Source organism: Zobellia sp. OII3, assembly GCF_002211465.1.
Taxonomy (GTDB): domain Bacteria; phylum Bacteroidota; class Bacteroidia; order Flavobacteriales; family Flavobacteriaceae; genus Zobellia; species Zobellia galactanivorans.
The window spans coordinates 114,445-135,531 of sequence record NZ_MWRZ01000008.1; the positions used below are offsets into that span (position 1 = coordinate 114,445).

Annotated in this window: 25 protein-coding genes; 5 read left to right on the forward strand and 20 right to left on the reverse strand. The window is 40.9% G+C overall.

Annotated elements, in window-relative coordinates:
- Positions 1-11: 11 nt before the first annotated feature.
- The 19 genes from rpsH to rpsL all read right to left on the reverse strand — a co-directional run bounded on the left by rpsH (position 12) and on the right by rpsL (position 10,302).
- Positions 12-410 carry a 30S ribosomal protein S8 gene (gene rpsH / locus B4Q04_RS17895; RefSeq protein WP_013993871.1) on the reverse strand — a complete coding sequence of 133 codons (399 nt, stop codon included), beginning with the start codon at positions 408-410 and terminating at the stop codon, positions 12-14.
- Positions 411-476: 66 nt separating this feature from the next.
- Complete coding sequence (gene rpsN, locus B4Q04_RS17900) at positions 477-746, reverse strand: 30S ribosomal protein S14 (protein WP_013993870.1); 270 nt, start codon at positions 744-746, stop codon at positions 477-479.
- A 1-nt stretch (position 747) separates the two neighbouring features.
- Positions 748-1,299 carry a 50S ribosomal protein L5 gene (rplE, locus tag B4Q04_RS17905; RefSeq protein WP_013993869.1) on the reverse strand — a complete coding sequence of 184 codons (552 nt, stop codon included), beginning with the start codon at positions 1,297-1,299 and terminating at the stop codon, positions 748-750.
- Between the two features lie 3 nt (positions 1,300-1,302).
- A complete protein-coding gene (gene rplX / locus B4Q04_RS17910; RefSeq protein WP_013993868.1) occupies positions 1,303-1,617 on the reverse strand; it encodes a 50S ribosomal protein L24 in 315 nt (104 codons plus the stop codon).
- 14 nt (positions 1,618-1,631) lie between these two features.
- Complete coding sequence (gene rplN, locus B4Q04_RS17915) at positions 1,632-2,000, reverse strand: 50S ribosomal protein L14 (protein WP_013993867.1); 369 nt, start codon at positions 1,998-2,000, stop codon at positions 1,632-1,634.
- 1 nt (position 2,001) lies between these two features.
- Positions 2,002-2,262 (reverse strand): 30S ribosomal protein S17, encoded by a 261-nt coding sequence (rpsQ, locus tag B4Q04_RS17920; RefSeq protein ID WP_013993866.1) that lies wholly within the window; start codon positions 2,260-2,262, stop codon positions 2,002-2,004.
- A gap of 13 nt (positions 2,263-2,275) precedes the next feature.
- Complete coding sequence (gene rpmC / locus B4Q04_RS17925) at positions 2,276-2,467, reverse strand: 50S ribosomal protein L29 (RefSeq protein ID WP_013993865.1); 192 nt, start codon at positions 2,465-2,467, stop codon at positions 2,276-2,278.
- A gap of 8 nt (positions 2,468-2,475) precedes the next feature.
- Positions 2,476-2,907 carry a 50S ribosomal protein L16 gene (gene rplP / locus B4Q04_RS17930; protein WP_013993864.1) on the reverse strand — a complete coding sequence of 144 codons (432 nt, stop codon included), beginning with the start codon at positions 2,905-2,907 and terminating at the stop codon, positions 2,476-2,478.
- A 19-nt stretch (positions 2,908-2,926) separates the two neighbouring features.
- Complete coding sequence (gene rpsC, locus B4Q04_RS17935; protein WP_013993863.1) at positions 2,927-3,649, reverse strand: 30S ribosomal protein S3; 723 nt, start codon at positions 3,647-3,649, stop codon at positions 2,927-2,929.
- A gap of 1 nt (position 3,650) precedes the next feature.
- Positions 3,651-4,058 (reverse strand): 50S ribosomal protein L22, encoded by a 408-nt coding sequence (gene rplV / locus B4Q04_RS17940; protein ID WP_013993862.1) that lies wholly within the window; start codon positions 4,056-4,058, stop codon positions 3,651-3,653.
- 3 nt (positions 4,059-4,061) lie between these two features.
- On the reverse strand, positions 4,062-4,340 hold the full coding sequence (gene rpsS / locus B4Q04_RS17945; RefSeq protein WP_013993861.1) for a 30S ribosomal protein S19: 279 nt from the start codon (positions 4,338-4,340) through the stop codon (positions 4,062-4,064).
- 14 nt (positions 4,341-4,354) lie between these two features.
- Positions 4,355-5,179, reverse strand: a complete 825-nt coding sequence (gene rplB, locus B4Q04_RS17950) for a 50S ribosomal protein L2 (protein ID WP_013993860.1) — start codon at positions 5,177-5,179, stop codon at positions 4,355-4,357.
- Between the two features lie 9 nt (positions 5,180-5,188).
- Positions 5,189-5,479 carry a 50S ribosomal protein L23 gene (gene rplW / locus B4Q04_RS17955; RefSeq protein ID WP_013993859.1) on the reverse strand — a complete coding sequence of 97 codons (291 nt, stop codon included), beginning with the start codon at positions 5,477-5,479 and terminating at the stop codon, positions 5,189-5,191.
- Between the two features lie 6 nt (positions 5,480-5,485).
- The gene (gene rplD / locus B4Q04_RS17960) at positions 5,486-6,115 is read right to left on the reverse strand and encodes a 50S ribosomal protein L4 (RefSeq protein ID WP_013993858.1); all 630 of its coding nucleotides are present in this window, start codon (positions 6,113-6,115) and stop codon (positions 5,486-5,488) included.
- Positions 6,115-6,732 (reverse strand): 50S ribosomal protein L3, encoded by a 618-nt coding sequence (gene rplC / locus B4Q04_RS17965; RefSeq protein ID WP_013993857.1) that lies wholly within the window; start codon positions 6,730-6,732, stop codon positions 6,115-6,117. The genes rplD and rplC overlap by 1 nt, the downstream gene beginning before the upstream one ends.
- Before the next feature lie 188 nt (positions 6,733-6,920).
- Positions 6,921-7,226: a 30S ribosomal protein S10 gene (gene rpsJ / locus B4Q04_RS17970; RefSeq protein ID WP_007094989.1), complete on the reverse strand. Its 306-nt coding sequence runs from the start codon at positions 7,224-7,226 to the stop codon at positions 6,921-6,923.
- 11 nt (positions 7,227-7,237) lie between these two features.
- Positions 7,238-9,370: an elongation factor G gene (fusA, locus tag B4Q04_RS17975; RefSeq protein ID WP_088697625.1), complete on the reverse strand. Its 2,133-nt coding sequence runs from the start codon at positions 9,368-9,370 to the stop codon at positions 7,238-7,240.
- Between the two features lie 6 nt (positions 9,371-9,376).
- Positions 9,377-9,853: a 30S ribosomal protein S7 gene (gene rpsG / locus B4Q04_RS17980; protein WP_013993855.1), complete on the reverse strand. Its 477-nt coding sequence runs from the start codon at positions 9,851-9,853 to the stop codon at positions 9,377-9,379.
- Positions 9,854-9,927: 74 nt separating this feature from the next.
- A complete protein-coding gene (gene rpsL / locus B4Q04_RS17985; RefSeq protein WP_010519393.1) occupies positions 9,928-10,302 on the reverse strand; it encodes a 30S ribosomal protein S12 in 375 nt (124 codons plus the stop codon).
- A 639-nt stretch (positions 10,303-10,941) separates the two neighbouring features.
- Here rpsL and B4Q04_RS17990 point away from each other — a divergent pair.
- The 5 genes from B4Q04_RS17990 (at position 10,942) to rlmB (ending at position 20,257) form a co-directional block, all read left to right on the forward strand.
- Complete coding sequence (locus tag B4Q04_RS17990; protein WP_317042128.1) at positions 10,942-14,250, forward strand: SusC/RagA family TonB-linked outer membrane protein; 3,309 nt, start codon at positions 10,942-10,944, stop codon at positions 14,248-14,250.
- Between the two features lie 10 nt (positions 14,251-14,260).
- Positions 14,261-15,724, forward strand: coding sequence for a SusD/RagB family nutrient-binding outer membrane lipoprotein (locus B4Q04_RS17995; protein ID WP_088697627.1), 1,464 nt, complete (start codon positions 14,261-14,263; stop codon positions 15,722-15,724).
- Positions 15,725-15,885: 161 nt separating this feature from the next.
- Positions 15,886-18,612 carry a T9SS type B sorting domain-containing protein gene (locus B4Q04_RS18000; protein ID WP_088697628.1) on the forward strand — a complete coding sequence of 909 codons (2,727 nt, stop codon included), beginning with the start codon at positions 15,886-15,888 and terminating at the stop codon, positions 18,610-18,612.
- Between the two features lie 9 nt (positions 18,613-18,621).
- Positions 18,622-19,419, forward strand: coding sequence for a prolyl oligopeptidase family serine peptidase (locus B4Q04_RS18005; RefSeq protein WP_088697629.1), 798 nt, complete (start codon positions 18,622-18,624; stop codon positions 19,417-19,419).
- Between the two features lie 91 nt (positions 19,420-19,510).
- Entirely contained in the window at positions 19,511-20,257 is a 747-nt protein-coding gene (gene rlmB, locus B4Q04_RS18010) for a 23S rRNA (guanosine(2251)-2'-O)-methyltransferase RlmB (protein ID WP_088697630.1), read from the forward strand.
- A gap of 21 nt (positions 20,258-20,278) precedes the next feature.
- On the opposite strand, the gene B4Q04_RS18015 is transcribed toward rlmB, so the two are convergent.
- The gene (locus tag B4Q04_RS18015) at positions 20,279-21,034 is read right to left on the reverse strand and encodes a rhomboid family intramembrane serine protease (RefSeq protein WP_013993843.1); all 756 of its coding nucleotides are present in this window, start codon (positions 21,032-21,034) and stop codon (positions 20,279-20,281) included.
- Positions 21,035-21,087: the final 53 nt, after the last annotated feature.

Genomic DNA, 21,087 nt, shown 5'->3' on the forward strand with positions numbered 1-21,087 from the left:
TATTTATCCTATTAATATACGTAGCAAAGCACCTCGCCACCTACATTTTCATTTTTCGCCTGCTTGCTAGTCATTACCCCATGAGAGGTAGATACTATCGCTATCCCTAAGCCGTTTAAGACCCTAGGCAGATTTTCAGCACCGGTATACTTACGTAGACCTGGCTTACTTACTCTCTGAATTTTTTTGATAACAGGCTCTTTAGTGGCCTTGTCATATTTCAAAGCTATTTTAATAGAGCCCTGAACTTTATCTTCTTCAAATTTGTAACTTAAAATATAGCCCTGATCGAACAATATTTTAGTTATCTCCTTCTTCACCTTTGAAGCGGGTATCTCTACCACTCTGTGACCAGCTCGGCTGGCGTTTCTAACTCTCGTTAGATAATCTGCTATAGTATCTGTAACCATTTGTATATAATTCGGTAACGGTTTTCGTCTTTATTAACGAACCTGAAACCAGTTATTCAATAAATATTACCAGCTTGCTTTTTTAACACCTGGAATAAGACCTTTGTTTGCCATTTCCCTGAACATAACCCTAGAGATACCGAAAGTTCTCATGTAACCTTTAGGTCTACCTGTCAACTTACAACGGTTGTGCATACGAACAGGTGATGCGTTACGTGGCAACTTTTGCAATGCTTCGTAATCTCCAGCTTCTTTCAAAGCCTTTCTTTTCTCGGCGTATTTTGCAACAGTTCTCGCCCTTTTGCGCTCACGGGCTTTCATTGATTCTTTAGCCATACTAGTTCTTTTTAAAAGGTAATCCTAATTCGGTTAATAATGATTTTGCTTCCTTGTCCGTTTCGGCCGAAGTAACAAAGGTAATATCCATTCCGTCAATTCTATTGATTTTATCAATATTGATTTCAGGAAAAATTATTTGCTCCGTTACACCAAGGCTATAATTTCCACGACCATCAAAGCCAGTAGCCTTAATACCTTGAAAATCACGAACACGAGGCAATGCACTAGTGATCAAACGATCTAAAAATTCGTACATACGCTCACCACGCAAAGTTACTTTGGCGCCAATCGGCATACCTTTTCGCAACTTGAACGCAGCAACATCCTTCTTAGACAATGTGGCAACCGCTTTTTGACCGGTAATATTGGTCAATTCGTCTACCGCATGATCGATAAGTTTCTTATCTGCTACAGCGGCACCTACACCCCTACTAACAACTATCTTCTGAAGTTTCGGCACTTGCATTACATTCTTGTAACCAAACTCTTCTTTAAGCGCATTTACTATACGCTCACCATATTCTTTCTTTAACCTTGAAACGTAAGCCATAACTTATATTACTTCATTGGATTTCTTAGAAAACCGGACTTTCTTTCCGTCTCTTACCTCATAACCTACTCTCGTTGTCTCACCTGATTTAGAATCGATAAGGGCAAGATTGGAAATATGGATAGGAGCTTCTTTTTTTACGATACCACCTTGAGGGTTCTGCGCACTTGGCTTCTGATGTTTAGAAACCATGTTCGCACCTTCTACGATAGCTTTGTTCTTCTCACGGTCTACGGTCATGACCTTGCCTTCAGTACCTTTATGGTCTCCTGCAATGATACGAACCGTATCTCCCGTTTTAATTTTCAACTTTTTCATGCTTTGCTCTATTATTAAAGTACCTCAGGGGCCAATGAAACAATTTTCATGAATTGCTTATCGCGAAGTTCGCGCGCAACCGGACCGAAAACACGGGTTCCTCTCATCTCTCCCGTTGGGTTCAACAATACACATGCATTGTCATCAAAACGGATGTACGAACCATCTGGCCTTCTTACTTCTTTCTTTGTTCTTACAACCACCGCCGTAGATACAGCACCTTTTTTGATACCACCGTTAGGCGTAGCCTCTTTAACGGTAACAACGATCTTATCTCCGATGGAAGCATATCTTCTCTTGGTACCACCAAGTACACGAATGGTCAAAACTTCTTTTGCCCCAGTGTTATCCGCTACCTTTAATCTTGATTCTTGCTGTAACATATTATTTAGCTCTTTCTAAGATTTCTACTAAACGCCAAGTTTTAGTCTTGCTTAACGGGCGTGTCTCCATTATCTTAACGGTATCACCTTCGTTGCAATCGTTTTTCTCGTCGTGCGCAACGTACTTTTTCGTTTTCAAAACGAACTTACCGTACATAGGGTGCTTTACTCGCTTTACCTCAGCCACAACAATGGATTTCTCCATTTTGTTACTGGTTACAACCCCTATCCTCTCTTTTCTTAAGTTTCTTTTTTCTTCCATAAAGCAGAACCAGTTATTGGTTTTCCCTATTAGTTAATTCCGTTGCCAATCTAGCTACCGTTCTTCTTGCCTTTCTGATTTGAAGCGGATTCTCAAGAGGGGTTACAAAATGCCCCATTTTAAGATTCGCATGCTGCGTTTTGAACTCAGCCAGCTTTTGCTTAAGCTCTTCTATAGACAATTCTTTAATTTCCTTGTTTTTCATGGTACACCTTAGATTAAATCTTGATCAACGTAGTCTCGAGCAACAATAAACTTTGTCTTGACCGGTAATTTCTGTGCTGCCAACCTAAGCGCTTCTTTAGCTATGTCCATAGGTACACCGGCAACTTCAAACAAAACCCTACCTGGCTTAACAACCGCCACAAAGTATTCTGGAGCACCTTTACCTTTACCCATACGTACTTCCAATGGTTTTTTAGTAATAGGCTTGTCCGGAAATATCTTTATCCACAACTGGCCTTGTCTTTTCATGTATCTAGTAGCCGCAATACGCGCTGCTTCTATCTGACGTGACGTTATAAATTTTGAATCCAAAGTCTTGATGCCGAACATACCATTCGATAGTTGATGTCCACGGCCCGCATTACCTTTCATGCGGCCTTTTTGCATCTTGCGAAACTTGGTTCTTTTAGGTTGTAACATTGTTTACTTCTTTAAAAAATTACTTTCTACGACGTTGCTTTCTACCGCCTTCACGTTTATCACCTCCTTTTGAAGCCTGACCTTTGGTCATACCTACTAATGGGGACAATTCACGCTTGCCGTACACTTCACCTTTCATGATCCATACTTTGATACCTAACTTACCGTAAGTTGTTTGCGCCTCATGCAAAGCGTAATCAATATCAGCACGAAAAGTAGACAATGGAATACGACCATCTTTATACGATTCGGAACGCGCCATCTCAGCACCGTTCAAACGACCGGAAATCTGTACCTTGATACCTTCGGCGTTCATTCTCATTGCCGCAGCAATAGCCATTTTTATAGCCCTTCTAAATGAAATCCTGCTTTCGATTTGACGGGCGATACTTGCCGCAACCAAATTCGCATCAAGCTCAGGTCTCTTGATCTCGTAAATGTTGATCTGAACCTCTTTATTGGTGATTTTCTTAAGCTCCTCTTTAAGCTTATCTACCTCTTGACCACCTTTACCGATAATAATACCAGGTCTTGCAGTAGTCACCGTAATCGTAATCAACTTTAAGGTACGCTCTATAATTACCCTTGAAACGCTAGCCTTGGCCAAACGCGCATGGATATACTTACGTATCTTATCGTCTTCAGCTAGTTTATCTCCATAATCGTTTCCACCATACCAGTTAGATTCCCATCCCCTGATAATTCCTAGACGATTCCCTATCGGATTTGTTTTCTGTCCCATTCTAGCTTTCTATATTATTATTAGACCCCAACACCAATGTAACATGGTTGGAACGTTTTCTAATTCTATGTGCCCTACCCTGAGGTGCCGGACGCAATCTCTTTAACATACTACCTCCGTCAACGCGAATCTCCTTTACATAAAGGTCCGCATCTTCAACGCTAGCATCTTCATTCTTAGCTTGCCAGTTTGCCAAGGCAGAAAGCAACAACTTCTCTAACTTACGAGAAGCCTCTTTTGGGTTGAAACGTAGAATGGCCAAGGCCTTTTCTACTTGCACACCCCTAACAAGGTCCGCTACCAAACGCATCTTTCTAGGCGATGTAGGGCAATTGTTCAACTTGGCGAACGCTATTTGCTTTTTCTCGGCCTTGATTCTTTCGGCCATCTGTTTTTTTCGAACTCCCATAGCTTACTTTTTTCCTTTGTTCTTGGCTCCTGCATGACCTCTAAAAGATCTTGTCGGAGAAAATTCGCCTAATTTATGACCTACCATATTCTCTGTAACGAACACAGGAACAAACTGTCTTCCATTATGCACAGCTATAGTCTGACCTACAAAATCAGGTGTTATCATCGATGCTCTTGACCACGTTTTAATAACGCTCTTCTTTCCTGAAGATGCGCTCTGCTGGATTTTCTTCTCCAAGCTGTAGTGAACGTAAGGTCCTTTTTTTAACGATCGTGCCATTGTTTCTTACTTTATTATTTCTTTCTACGTTCTAGAATATACTTATTCGTCTTCTTGGTTCTAGTACGCGTTCTATAACCTTTAGCCGGAATTCCGTTTCTCGATCTTGGGTGACCACCTGAAGCTCTACCTTCACCACCACCCATTGGGTGATCGACAGGGTTCATCGCTACCGGTCTTGTTCTAGGCCTTCTACCCAACCATCTGCTTCTACCCGCTTTACCGGATACCAACAACTGGTGATCTGAGTTTGAAATAGCCCCGATAGTCGCCATACATGTTGACAAAATCAACCTTGTTTCACCTGACGGCATCTTGACCGTAACAAACTTACCGTCTTTCGCCATCAACTGGGCAAACGTACCAGCACTTCTCGCCATAACGGCACCTTGACCTGGCCGCAATTCAATACAAGAAATAATAGTACCCAATGGAATATCACTAATGAACAATGCATTCCCTATTTCAGGTGCAGCACTCTTACCAGCAACCACTTCCTGACCAACTTGCAGGCCATTCTGTGCAATGATATATCGCTTCTCACCATCGGCATATTTTAGCAATGCTATAAAGGCCGTTCTGTTAGGATCGTACTGAATAGACTCAACGGTCGCAGCAATATCTTGCTTATCCCTTTTAAAATCTATCACACGATACCTTCTTTTATGACCACCACCTCTATGGCGCATAGTCATTTTTCCTTGACTGTTTCTACCTCCCGATTTTTTTAACGGAGCGAGCAAACTCTTCTCCGGCTTATCAGCAGTAATGGCGTCAAAACCATTTACTACTCTAAAACGCTGCCCGGGGGTTATGGGTTTTAATTTTCTAACTGACATTTCTTGTCTTTATAGATTACTGTAAAAATCAATGATATCACCTTCAACCACATCAACTACCGCTTTTTTAATCGCGTTAGTCTTTCCATGCTGTATACCAGTCTTAGTGTAACGTGTCTTTCTGCTAGGACCATAGTTCATGGTTCTTACTTTCTTTACCGAAACACCGTAAGTTGCTTCTACCGCGTCTTTTATCTGGATCTTGTTGGCCCTTGGATCAACTATGAAACCATAACGATTGTACAACTCGCTATCAGCGGTCATTTTTTCCGTTATTATTGGTTTTATCAACACATTCATGGCTTTCTATTTTGTTAAATTAGACTCCAATCCTTCTAAGGCACCTTCCAACAACACAATATTATTTGCGTTTAAAATCTTGTAAGTACTTATCTCTGAGGAGGTTATGACTTCGGAATCCTTCAAATTTCGCGAAGACAAATATAAGCTATTATTTGGTTCACCCAAGACAAACAGCGATTTTTTGTTTTCAAGCCCTAAAGACTTTAAAACATCCTTAAAATCTTTTGTCTTTGGAGCATCAAAATTAAAGTCCTCAACAACCAAAATTGCCTGTTCCTTAGATTTGATACTCAAGGCAGATTTACGGGCCAAACGTTTCACGTTCTTGTTCAATTTTTGACCGTAATCTTTTGGTCTTGGACCAAAAATCCTACCACCACCCCTAAAAATTGGGGATTTGATACTACCTGCACGGGCCGTACCTGTTCCTTTTTGTTTTTTGATCTTACGAGTACTACCCGCAATCTCCGCACGCTCCTTAGATTTATGCGTACCTTGTCTTTGGTGTGCCAAATATTGCTTAACATCCAAATAAACGGCGTGCTCGTTAGGTTCTATTGCGAAAACAGCATCAGAAAGGTCTGCCTTTCTACCTGTTTCTTTTCCTTTGATATCTAAAACTGCTACCTTCATTACTTCTCGATAGTTACGTAAGCGTTCTTATGACCTGGAACAGCACCTTTTACAACCAAAAGATTCTTTTCCGGAACAACCTTCAACACTCTAAGGTTCTGAATGGTAACTCGTTCACCACCCATTCTACCGGCCATTTTCATTCCTTTAAAAACTCTTGCAGGATAAGATGCGGCACCAATGGAACCCGGAGCCCTCAATCGGTTATGCTGACCGTGGGTCGCTTGACCTACACCACCAAATCCGTGGCGCTTTACAACACCCTGAAAACCTTTTCCTTTAGACGTACCAATAACATCCACAAATTCTCCTTCTACAAAAAGATCGACACCGACGGTATCTCCTAATTTGTATTCCTCCTCAAAACCTTGAAATTCAACGACCTTTTTCTTAGGAGATGTACCCGCCTTTTTAAAATGACCTGCTTCGGCCTTATTAGCACGCTTCTCTGCCTTGTCATCGAAACCAAGCTGAAGGGCATTATAGCCATCAACTTCCTCGGTTCTGACTTGGGTAACTACACATGGTCCGGCTTCGATAACAGTACAGGGGATATTCTTCCCGTTCTCGTCAAAGATGCTGGTCATGCCTACTTTTTTTCCAATTAACCCAGACATACTGATTTTAGATTATGGAATCCAGATTTACAAAAACCCGTCTTCCGTTTATATTACATTTATTAATACTCGTTAACTATCGGACAAAAAAACAGGGTCAAAACAATTCAACCCTGATTGTTTTTCTCCGTTTTTCCCTCGCACGCAGCTCGGGACATGTCCCCCATCCTAATCTGGACGGGAAATACTTAGACTTTTATCTCAACCTCAACACCACTTGGAAGCTCAAGCTTCATAAGCGCATCAATAGTTTTTGATGAAGAGCTATAAATATCCAACAATCTCTTGTAAGAACTTAGCTGAAATTGCTCTCTAGACTTCTTATTTACGTGCGGTGAACGCAATACGGTAAATATCTTTTTGTGCGTAGGCAACGGAATTGGTCCGGTTACCACAGCCCCAGTAGTCTTTACGGTCTTTACGATTTTCTCTGCAGACTTATCTACTAGATTATGATCGTAAGATTTTAGTTTTATCCTTATTTTTTGGCTCATCTTTCTAAAAATTAAGCGGTGGTTACACCTTTTGCTGCCTTAATTACTTCTTCTGCGATATTCGATGGTGTTTCTGCATAGTGAGAAAATTCCATAGTGGAGGTTGCCCTACCCGATGACAATGTTCTCAATGAAGTCACATAACCGAACATTTCAGACAAAGGCACTTCACCTTTAATCACTTTTGCCCCAGCCCTGTCACTCATATTGGAAATTGTACCTCTTCTTCGGTTCAAATCACCAACTATATCACCCATGTTTTCTTCAGGTGTCAACACCTCAATCTTCATGATAGGCTCCATAAGCACAGCTTTCGCAGCTTTCGCAGCAGCCTTATAACCCATTTTGGCAGCCAACTCGAACGATAAGGAGTCAGAATCCACCGCATGGAAGGAACCATCCTTAAGGGTAACCTTCATACTATCCATCTCAAATCCGGCCAAAGGACCATTCTTCATGGCATCCTTGAATCCTTTTTCAACAGCTGGTATAAATTCCTTAGGAATGTTACCACCCTTTATCACATTGATAAACTCAAGACCTGTAGCCTCTTCGTCTTCAGCAGGCCCAATTGTAAATACAATATCGGCAAACTTACCACGACCACCAGATTGCTTTTTATAGGTTTCCCTATGATCCGCCGTCTGAGTAAAGGCCTCCTTGTACTCAACCTGTGGTTGACCCTGGTTTACCTCAACCTTAAATTCCCTCTTCAAACGATCCACAATAATATCCAAGTGAAGCTCACCCATACCGGATATAATTGTTTGACCGGAAGCCTCATCGGTTTTTACCTGAAAAGTAGGATCTTCTTCAGCCAATTTACTCAAGGCCATACCCAACTTATCAACATCGGCCTTTGTTTTAGGCTCAACGGCAATACCGATTACAGGATCAGGAAAGTCCATGCTCTCCAATACAATAGGATGCTTTTCAGCAGACATTGTATCCCCTGTTTTAATATCTTTAAATCCAACAGCAGCCCCAATATCACCCGCTTCGATATAATCGATAGCATTTTGTTTATTGGAATGCATTTGATATATACGCGAAATACGCTCTTTCTTACCTGAACGGTTGTTCAATATATATGAACCGGCATCCAAACGACCAGAATAAGTTCTAAAGAAAGCCAACCTACCCACGAAAGGATCTGTAGCAATTTTAAATGCAAGGGCCGCAAACGGCTCTTTTACATCCGGTTTTCTCGACTCTTCTTTTCCAGTCTCGGGATTTACACCGATAATAGCCTCTTTATCAACAGGCGAAGGCAAGTACCTACAAACGGCATCCAATAAAAATTGAACCCCTTTGTTCTTAAAGGAAGAACCACATACCATTGGTATAATCGCCCTATCCATTACAGCAGCCCTTAAAGCGGCATGCACTTCATCTTCGGTGATAGAATCTTCATCTTCGAAGAATTTCTCCATCAACTCCTCATCGTATTCAGCAACTGCTTCGATCAAAGCAGCCCTATACTCCTTAACCTCGGCCTTCATACCCTCTGGAATCTCAATCTCATCAAAAGTAGATCCAAAATTATCTTCGTGCCATTCGACAGCCCTATTCTTGACCAAATCGACAATACCCCTAAAATCAGCTTCGTCACCAATTGGAAGAACGATCGGCACAGCATTTGAACCGAGCATTTCCTTCACTTGCTTACAGACATTCAAGAAGTTAGCCCCTTGACGGTCCATTTTGTTCACGAAACCAATACGTGGCACTTTATAGTTATCGGCCAATCTCCAGTTTGTCTCTGATTGAGGCTCAACACCATCAACAGCACTAAAAAGGAAGACCAAACCATCCAGCACACGCAAAGATCGGTTTACCTCAACGGTAAAATCAACGTGTCCCGGGGTATCTATAATATTAAAGTGGTAATCTTTTGTTTCAGGTAACGGTTTTGCGTTTTCCAAAGGAAACTTCCATGTACAGGTAGTAGCCGCAGAGGTAATGGTGATACCACGCTCTTGCTCTTGCTCCATCCAGTCCATAGTTGCAGCACCATCATGCACCTCCCCTATTTTATGGCTTACACCCGTATAAAAAAGTATACGTTCCGTCGTAGTGGTCTTACCGGCATCGATATGTGCCGCAATACCTATATTTCTTGTGTATTTTAAATCTCTTGCCATTTCTGATTAAAATCTAAAGTGGGAAAATGCCTTATTGGCCTCAGCCATTTTATGCGTATCAACTCTCTTTTTAACAGCTGCACCTTCTTCTTTCGAAGCGGCAAGAACCTCAGCTGCCAATTTTTGGGCCATACCTTTCTCGTTACGCTTTCTAGCGAAACTGATAAGCCATTTCATTGCGGTAGATATCTTACGGTCCGGTCTGATTTGCATCGGAATCTGGAACGTAGCCCCACCAACCCTTCTACTTCTCACCTCAACGTGAGGCATCACATTGGAAAGAGCATCTTTCCAAAGCTCTAAAGCAGTTTTTTCGTCATCGGTCTTTTTTTCTTCTACGATATCCATTGCATCGTAAAAAACACTAAAAGCGATAGACTTCTTACCGTCCCACATCATCATATTGACGAAACGTGTCACCAATTGATCATTAAATCTCGGATCCGGTAAAAGTGGTCTTTTTTTTGCCTGTCTTTTTCTCATTACTTAATAATTTCGGATTTTAAGCTACCGTCGAAACTATTGTCACGACCTTCACCTAACCACCTTTTGTTCATTTACTTCTTAGGGCGTTTTGCACCGTACTTAGACCTACGTTGAGTCCTTCCTGCAACACCTGCAGTATCCAAAGCACCTCTAACGATATGGTATCTAACACCTGGCAAATCCTTCACCCTTCCGCCCCTTACTAATACTATCGAGTGCTCTTGGAGGTTATGTCCTTCTCCGGGTATGTAAGCGTTCACTTCCTTACCATTGGTCAACCTAACCCTCGCTACTTTTCTCATAGCTGAATTTGGTTTCTTTGGCGTAGTCGTATAAACACGAGTACAAACACCCCTTCTTTGAGGACACGAATCCAAAGCCGCCGATTTACTCTTCTTAGTAATCGTGGACCTTCCTTTTCGTACTAATTGTGAAATTGTTGGCATACTAAATATATATGTATAAATAAGCCCTTGTTTAAGGGTCGGCAAATGTAATACTATTTCACAGAAATTCAAATAGTTTGCCATTAATTTTCCAAGAAATTTGTTTTAGAAACCCTAATCGGAAAAAATCCACCCTCAATCAAGAAAAAAAAGACACATTAATATAAAGTCTCTTAAACCCAAAAAGCCAAGACCCACACCCAAAAACCAACATACGTATTTAATCATAATGAACACTTTCTCCCACCTTTAACAACCCATCAATTCCGACCCCGATAAAACCACACACAAGCCGATTTCACCCCAACAAACAAAATCACCTGAACCACAAAATCCCATGAATTTCAATAAAATACGGTAATATAATTCACATATTGAGGCTATTTACTTACTTTTAACGAGGTCAAATACTGTTATTTTAACAAAAACTTGCCAAAAAGAGCATTATTAAATTATTCCAAATATTTTAACACAAACCGAGGTCGTTTTTCACAAACCATTTCAAAAAACTGCCTTTTATGTAACATCGAGCTCTTTTAATGTGTTATTTTCACAAAAATAAGACCTGTTCACCCAATTTGTAACACCAAAAAACCTATGCATGCATAATTTAACGTTAAAAAAAATTGGATTATTAACGTGAAATTAAGACTTTTGGCTCTAGCTAATTCAAATAATTATAAAATGAGAGCAAAACAAAAAGGATTGTTGACGCTGTTTTTGGCGTTAATCGTGCAGTTATCTTTTGCACAAAGCAAAACCATTACCGGTACGGTATCCGACCAAGACGGTCTCCCGCTACCAGGGGTAAACATTGTAGTTCAGGGAACTACTAACGGAACCCAAACCGATTTTGACGGAAACTATGCCATTTCGGCTAGCGAAGGTCAATCATTAGTATTCTCTTACATCGGGTACAAAAATGAAACCCGAGCTATTGGAGCATCTACTACCATCAACCTTCAAATGTCGGAAGATGCACAGGCGCTTGACGAAGTGGTAGTTACTGCCTTAGGTATTAAAAGAGAGAAAAAAGCTCTTGGTTACGCCACGACTAACGTTGGAGGCGATGAGGTCAATACCGCGAAAGAAACTAACTTCGTAAACTCACTTTCTGGTAAAGTTGCCGGTCTTGACATTAAAAAAAGTAACACGTTGGGAGGTTCATCAAACATTATCTTAAGGGGATACACATCCATTACAGGTAACAACCAGCCACTATTTGTTATTGACGGAACACCTGTCAGTAACATTAGCAACGCAAGTTCCGCAAGTTTTGACGCTACGACCAGCGATCAAACACAGGGTAGAGGTGGATACGATTTCGGTAATGCCGCAATGGACATCAACCCCGAGGATATTGAATCAATCAACGTTCTTAAAGGTGCTGCCGCATCTAACCTTTACGGATATCGCGCTGCCAACGGCGTAATTATCATTACCACTAAAACCGGTAAAAGAAAAAAGGGCTTAGGATTCACTGTTAACTCAGGAGTTACGCTATCTAATTATGACAAAGATACCTTCCCTAAGTACCAAACTGAATATGGTGCTGGTTATGGCGCATACTATAGTGGCCCAGGGGGATATTTCTTCGAACAAGACATTGATGGAGACGGACTGGATGACCTAACCACCGTTTTTACTGAAGATGCATCATTTGGTGCCGCCTTCGACCCTAACCTTCTTGTATACCAATGGGATGCATTCTACCCTGAGTCCCCCAACTATCTTCAAGCAACACCTTGGGCTCCTGGCAAAAACGATTTCTCCCATATATTCAACACAGGAGTTACACTTAACAACAGTATATCTGTTTCCGCAGGTAGTGATACTGGATCTTTTAGATTAGGTTACACTAATCTTGACCAAACCGGAATTTACCCAAACAGTAAGTTAACTAGAAACTCTGTCGATTTTAACGGGTCTCAAGATATATCCGAAAAATTAACGGTAGGGGTTAAAGCCACATTTACTAAAACTGATGGTTCTGGGCGTAACGGTACGGGTTATGACGGACGAAACGTCGCCCAAAGTTACAGACAATGGTATCAAACCAACGTTGACATGGCTGCCCAAGAGAAAGCTTACTACGACACAGGTCGTAACGTTAGTTGGAACTACGGTGGAGACCCATTAACACAAGATGGTAGAAAACCTATCTTCTTTAACAACCCTTATTTCGTTCTATTCGAAAGTTATGAATCGGATACACGTAACAGAATATTCGGAAATGTTAACCTAACTTACAAAGCGAAAGATTGGTTAACCATTACGGGTCGTACCTCACTCGACACTTATTCCGAATTACAGGAAGGCCGTATAGCTACTGGAAGTGTTGACGTTCCTGAGTACAGCAGATTCAACAGAACGTTTACCGAATTGAATTACGATCTTTTATTCAATTACAACTTTGACTTAAGCGAAAAGCTAACCTTAGATGGTGTAGTTGGTAGTACTGCAAGGCAACAAAGAATTGAATCTGTTAGAGCTGTTACTAGTGGCGGATTAGCCGTTCCTAAACTATATGCTTTAGGTAACTCAGTTAACCTATTGAATCCTCCTACTGAATATTTAGGAAAATTGAAAGATTATGGCTTCTTCGGAAACGCTTCTTTCGGCTATAACAATTTGCTTTATTTAGATATTTCAGGTCGTTATGACATTTCATCCACTCTACCTGAGGAAAACAATGGGTTCTTCTACCCTGCGGTTTCTACATCGTTCGTTTTTTCAAACTTGATAAACGCAGATTGGTTGAGCTTTGCCAAAGTAAGAGCCAACTATGCTGAAGTAGGTAACAGTACTAATCCTTATAGGGTCTATGACAGTTATGCCAACCCTACCAATTTCACGGTTCCTTTCTTCTCAGTAAGCAACCAAAAATCAAATGCCGACTTTGTTAACGAACTTACAAAAAGTTATGAAGTAGGTTTGGAGACAAGTTTCGCCAATAAACGTTTTGGTTTTGACCTTGCCTACTATAGCACTCAATCCACAAACCAAATTTACCCAGTAGCCGTAAGCCGCGCGACTGGATACCACACATTAGTTGTCAACTCTGGACAGGTAGACAACAAAGGTATTGAAGCATCTGCCTTTGTTTCCCCTATTAGAACAGAAGACTTCGAATGGGCTATTAACGGTACTTGGGCTAAGAATGAAAGTGAAGTAATTTCTCTTTTCACCAACCCAGCAACCGGTGAGGAAGTAACAAACCTTCAAATGGCATCACTACAAGGAGGTATCTCTATCAACGCTACAGTTGGACAGCCTTACGGTAGCATCTGGGGATCGAACTTCACCTATATTGATGGTAAAAAAGTAATCGACCCTACTACAGGAAGATACGTTGTAGATGGCACCCCACAACCAATTGGAGACATAAACCCTGATTGGAAAGGCGGTATCACAAACCGACTAACCTACAAAGACCTATCATTTAGTTTCTTAATCGATATACAAAAGGGTGGTGATGTATTTTCTTTAGATACATGGTACGGATATGCAACCGGTATATATGACATTACAGCAGGTACAAACGAATTGGGTAACCCAAAAAGAGACCCTGTTTCTGAAGGTGGAGGAATTCTACTTGAAGGTGTTAACCCTGACGGAACACCGAACACAACAAGAACCAGCATGGGCAACTATGCCAATGCCCTTGGTTACGTTCGAGCTCCTAATGCACTACATGTTTACGATGCGAGCTACGTGAAACTTAGAGAGGTTACACTATCTTATCAACTTCCTAAGAAACTTGTCGACAACCTTCCCTTCAATAGCATCTCAATGTCAGTTGTTGGAAGAAACTTATGGATTATCGACAAAAATATGCCATACTCTGACCCTGAAGCCGGTTTAAGTAGTGGTAACATTCAAGGATATCAATCTGGTGCTCATCCATCTCAAAAAGAATACGGATTTAACTTGAAATTTCAATTTTAAAAAATAAACTATGAAAAAATATTTGTTTTTACTCACAGCAGTTGGACTTATGTCTTCTTGCTCTGATTTTGGAGATATGAATATAGATCCTAAAGAGGCTAAAATCGGTGAAGCCCCGCCAGAAACATTATTTGCGGCGGCAACCAAGCAACTTAGCGATCAAATGACAAGTACAAGTGTCAACCGCAACATCTTTCGTCTTTTTGCCCAGCACTGGACTGAGACCACGTACACGGATGAAACTAATTATAACCTGATTACTCGTGATCAACCTGGCACTCATTGGAATGAGTTATATAGAGATGTATTACGCGACTTTGATGAATCAAGACGATTGATCAATTTAACCGACACTCAATTAACACCACCTGCCGTAATCGACAATCAATTGGCTATCATTTCTATTCTTGAAGTTTTCACCTACCATGTGTTAGTGGATTCTTATGGAAATGTACCTTTTTCAGAAGCTATTGACATTAACAATGTCCTTCCGAAATATGACGACGATGAAGATATCTACATGGCGATAATCGACGATTTAGATAATGCAATGAGCATGATAACAGTTGGCGAACCATCTTTTGGCTCATCAGACCTAATATATGGAGGTGATGTTTCTTCTTGGATTAAATTTGCGAATTCTTTGAAGTTGAGGCTAGCGGTTAGAATTGCAAAAGTAAACCCTAGCAAAGCCGCAACAATGGCTACCGAAGCTGTTGCCGGCGGAGTTTTTACATCTAACGCCGATAATGCAAGTTTCCAGTATTTATCTGCAGACCCAAATACCAACCCTGTATGGGTTGATTTGGTACAAAGTGGTCGTCAGGATTTTATACCTGCCAACACGAATGTCGATATCATGAATGCGCTAGAAGATCCTAGAAGAAGGATTTATTATGACCAAAACCTAGAAGGAGACTATGTCGGTGGTATCTACGGTTCGAATTCTCCATACAGAGACTACACGCATCTAGGCTCTATCTTCCATCAACCTGAAACTCCTGGTATCTTAATCGACTACCCAGAAGTTGAATTCTTGTTAGCGGAAGCCGCAGAACTTAACTTGGTCGGAACTCCTGCCGATGCAGAAGCACATTACAACAATGCTATTATTGGTTCTTTTGTTTTCTGGGATGCTGGTGACCCTGAGACAGAAACACCTCCATCTGTCATTGCTTTGGACTATTTATCTAAACCCGAAGTAGCATATGCAACCGCAGCAACTACTTGGCAAGAAAAAATAGCCGTTCAGAAATGGATTCACCTGTTCAATAGAGGATTCGAAGCTTGGACAACTTATAGACTATATGGTTTCCCAGAGATGAACGTTCCTGAAATTTCCGGTGAACCGGTTCCAAGAAGATACACTTATCCTCTTGACGAGCCTTCTGTAAATGGCGCCAACTACTCAGCAGCTTCAGAGGCAATGGGTGGAGACACTAAAGCTTCTCGAATTTTTTGGGATGTAGAATAATCATATTCTAAAATCTAATAAAGAAACCTGCTTATTGTATAAGCAGGTTTTTTTTTACCTATTCACACCCATTGATACCAACTTTCCCCCCATGATTTTCTAATGCTTAATTATACCTAAGCTCATTAATTTTTACTATTTTTATTAATAACGCTCTACTAATGTGGCATTTAAAACTATTGATATTCTTTCTTTCACTCTACTGCTCTCATAGCGTCTTTGCGCAAAGAGAGGCCAGCAGGTGGTATTTTGGGGAGAATGCCGGCTTAAATTTCAATGAAGGCTCCCCCTCCCCCTTATTGGACGGCAAACTAATGACCCATGAAGGGTGTGCCACCATTTCGGACAGAAACGGTAGCCTCCTATTTTACACCGACGGTATAACAGTTTGGGACAAAACTCACCAGATTATGCCTAATGGGCAAGGCCTCTTAGGTCATGAATCGAGCACACAATCGGCTTTGATTGTCCCAAAAACCGGATCCCAGACGGAATACTATATATTCACCGTAAACGAACCCGAACCGAAAGATGATATCAATTACGGATTAAATTACACCCTTGTGGATTTAAGCCTCAACAACGGATATGGCGACGTTGTAACATCTAAAAAAAACATACATCTTGTCACTTACAATCCAAACGACCCAACAGAATCACACCTTAAATGTTCGGAAAAACTGACCGCAGTCCAGCACGAAAACGGTAAATCCACATGGGTTTTAACCCACTTCGGCAACTATTTTTATTCATTTAAAATCGATAAAGACGGTGTTCATGAAAGCCCAGTTAAGAGTATGACTGAAGTAGAGGCTTTCCCTACTGGATATAAACAAAATGGAATTGGTTACCTAAAAATATCCCCTGATGGGAAAAAAGTTGGTATCGCCCATAGCCAGACCAATTTCAGTACCATAACGGGGCCAAAAACACCCGACAGACAGAAACAAACAGGAAAAGTCCTCCTATACGATTTTGACACCAACACTGGAAAAGTAAGTAATGAGCAAGTTTTATTAAGTAACAAAATACCCTACGGAATTGAGTTTTCCCCAAAATCATCCAAGTTGTATACCACAGTTAACAACTACAAGGACGATGGCAGCCCCTTAGGAAGTTCTTTGTATCAATTTGACCTATCTTCAAGTAACATCAGACAATCTATCATAGACGTAAACACATCTTCTAATGTAGCTGGAGCCCTTCAACTGGCTATTGACGGAAAAATATATCGTGCAGGATATGCGATAAGTGCATCTGGCACTAGCCTATCGGTTATCAATAACCCCGAAGCCCTAGGAACTGCTTGCAATTATATAGCAAACGCTATTTCTCTTGGCGGCAGATTTTCCGAGTTAGGCCTCCCTCCCTATGTTCAATCTTTGTTTCTTTTGAAATTTGAATTTCAAAATGTTTGCCTTGGAGACGAAACCGAATTTACCATTCAAGGTGATGCCCCATTCGATTCAGTATCATGGGATTTTGGTGATGGTGCTACATCAAATGCAGAATCTCCAAAACATGTTTACAGCCAACCTGGAGAATATACAGTTACGCTAACCAAAACAATAGGCGGCACCATATCCGATCCAATCACAAAAACCGTCACTATCTATGACGCTCCAAAAACGCCATCAAATACAATTGAATATTACCAATGTACCAATACACCAAACAATAACGGCATTGAGAAGTTTAATCTTGCCAACATTAATTCTTCCGTAAGCCTAGATACCGATCAAATTATAAACGTATTTTATTACAAGGATTTACAAAGTGCAGAAATGGACACAAGCAATCTTAACGCACTTCCTTTTGAATATAAAAATACGGTTCCTGACGAGGTATTGATAGCCAAGGTAATAAACCCAATCAGCTTATGCTACAGTTATGCCGAGGTCAAATTAAAGGTGAAACAAGCCTTAACTTTAGACATTATCGACCTTAGTGGATGCGCCTTAGGAGACGGGACTGCTGAGTTTCATCTTGATTTAAAAAGGGAATCCATACGGACTCAACTAAACCTTTCGAAAGATAGTAACATTAAGTTTTACCTTACCGAAAACAAAGCCCTACTTGGTTCTAACGACTATCTACCCGATAACTTTGTTTCCAGGAATAATACTATTTATGTTCGAGTAGAAAACCAAAATATTTGTTATGGGTCTGGAAAATTTGATATCCGAATTGAAGAATTCGATATAGCACCTACCCAAGACATACTACTTTGTGGCACAGATGGTAAAGGAACTATTCTATCTTCCGGAATTACAAGTAACCCAAACACCAACTACACGTTCGAATGGTCGACAGGCGAGGCTACAGAAACCATTAACGTTACAGAAGATGGCATCTATTCGGTAAGAGTAACCAATGACACGGGTTGTTCTGCAACTAGTACTATTACCGTCACAAAAACAGAACTACCCAACATAAAAAAGGTTAAAGTATCAAATGACACCGTTGAAATTATAATGGATCGAAACAGGTCGTTTGAATACAGTTTAGACGATGAAAACAACTATCAATCAAGCAATATTTTCAAAAACGTTCCGACAGGAACCCATACAATTTACGTCAGAAATATAAATGGATGTGGACTTAGTTCGCAAAAAGTTTCCGTTTTGGCTTATCCAAAATTTTTCACCCCAAACGGCGACTTAAACAATGATTATTGGCAAATACAAGGTTTCGATTCCTCCCAACTACCAAAAGAGCCTATCTCCATTTTTGATCGGTACGGAAGACTCCTTGATCAAATTGATCCGACCTCACAGGGTTGGGACGGCAGCTATAACGGACGCAACTTAGAATCTTCTGATTATTGGTTCAGTTTAACCCTAGCGGATGGCCGTGTTATGAGAGGACATTTTACACTTAAACGTTAAAAACAACTTATGAAATCATCAAAAATATTTAAACTTCTAATCATTACTCTAGCCTCAGGTCTTTTCTTGTCTTGTAGCTCAGATTCGAGTGATAACACCCCTCAACCTAAAGAAATCACTTTCGAAGACGTTGACAAGAGCTTTTCCGAGTTACAAATCGAAGAAGGCAATAATGACTTCAGATTAGAAGTTCCAAATGGGCTTTTTTGGAATTTTCGAGTAACGGCCCCTAAGCCTTCCGAAGAAAAGAAACCTCTTTTCATCAACCTTCATGGTGCCGCAGGTGGCAGCCCTGATGCCCACAAAAACACTTCCTGTTATTTAGAAAATGCAACATCATCAATCAATGCTTTTGTTGTCAGTCCGAATGGCGGCACATATCAGTGGTTTGAACCTATTAATCAGTCACAAGTTATGGGTATAGTCACCCTTGCATTAAAATACTGGAATATTGATTCAAACAAAGTGGTTGTAACGGGCTACAGCAACGGAGGTATAGGAAGTTGGTTCTTTGCAGAAACCCAACCAGAAGTGTTTAGCGCAGGTATACCACTAGCTAGCTCTTACAATACAACCAATACAAATGGCGAAGCCCGAAAAATTGACTCACCTTTGTATGTAATTCATGGTGAAGATGATGAACTCTTTCCTTTATCTCAAACCCAGACATGGGTAGAACAGTCAGTTGAAGTGGGAAGCGAAATTGAATTTGTGGTAGCAAACGGACTAACACATAACGAACTTTGTCAATATGCCCCATACTTTGATGATGCTGTTTTATGGCTCACGACCTCAATCTGGAAATAAGACTATCAAGAATGTTATTTTTTCAACCTAACTAACTATTCTTACAACGGAATCAAATAATTTAGTTTTGTAATACCCTATATTTGCGTCCATGCACAAAACAACTCAAATTTACGGTATACGGGCGGTCATAGAAGCTATAAACGCCAATGAACCCATCGACAAGGTCTTTGTTCAAAAAGGGCTTAAAGGCGACTTATCGCGTGAGCTTGAAGGATTGATCCGAAGGAACGGGATCAACACCTCATACGTTCCGATCGAAAAACTTAACAGGCTGACCCAAAACAACCATCAAGGTGTTGTTGCCAATATCTCCCCCATTACCTTTTACGAACTGGAAGAGCTTGTAGAAAAAGTTATTGCAAAAAAGGAAGCCCCCCTATTTTTGTTACTTGACCAACTTTCTGATGTCCGTAATTTTGGTGCCATTATAAGAACTGCCGAATGTACCGGTGTCGACGGGATCATCATTCAGAAAAAAGGAGCTGCGCCCGTTACTGCCGATACCATTAAAACATCTGCCGGAGCGGCTTTTAAAGTACCTATAGCAAAGGTCGACCATATAAAAGACGCTGTCTACTATTTACAGGCCAGTGGAATCAGTGTTGTGGCAGCGACCGAAAAGACCGATACTTCTATATACGACATTTCCTTTAGCGGACCATCGGCCATAGTTATGGGTTCTGAAGATCGGGGCATCTCCCCCTCTACCCTAAAAGCGGCCGACCACCTTGCCAAATTGCCCCTGTTGGGCGAAATAGAATCGCTTAACGTTTCGGTTGCCTGTGCGGTATTCCTATATGAAGCGGTACGGCAAAGGGCCTTGCCTAAATCTTAGGTATAGGAACAAGCGACTTACCTATTTACTAGCTTCCCCAGAAAAATCATCGGGTTTTTGTTCCTTGTAGTGATACGTAACTTTCACCGTATCCTCGGGAACCTCCTGTTCTGGGGCTTTCTCAATAAAATTTCCGTATTCATCGAACTGCCGTAGAAACTCATCGGCTTCCTCGTCATAGTCTTCTTTTTCCCAATCGTACTTTTTTACGGGCGGTATTTCGGACTTTAGCACGAAGGCCAATAAAAGTCCGCCCAAAAATCCCCCGAGATGTCCTTCCCAAGAAATTCCATCTTCTATGGGAAAGATATACCAAAGCATACTCCCGTAGATAAAAACCACGATCAGTGACAAGGCCACCAATCGGTAATGCTTTGTAAAAATCCCCTTAAAAAAAATAAAACTGGCCAAAAGATAAATAACGCCACTTGCCCCGATATGATAGGAAGGCCTACCGATTGCCCAAGTAAACAATCCGGAAATCAAAATACCCATAACGAGCACCCTTAACGCTATACCCCTATAAAAATAAAACAATGAGGCGGTCAACACTGCCAATGGAATGGTATTGTTATAGAGATGCTCTACCGAACCATGAATAAAAGGACTGAAAATTATGCCTTTTAAGCCCGAAACGCGCTGCGGGTATATGCCATAGTCGTTCAAGTTGACTTTAAAGCGCAATTCAACCCAAAAGACCGTCCATATCGAGAGTATAGCCAACAAAGGGGCTACAACTACACTGTTCGTAAATTTGAAATAGGCGTTATCCGACATATCTTAAAATTAACAATAAGTTGGCCAACTCTTTGCAAACTGCTAAATCGTCA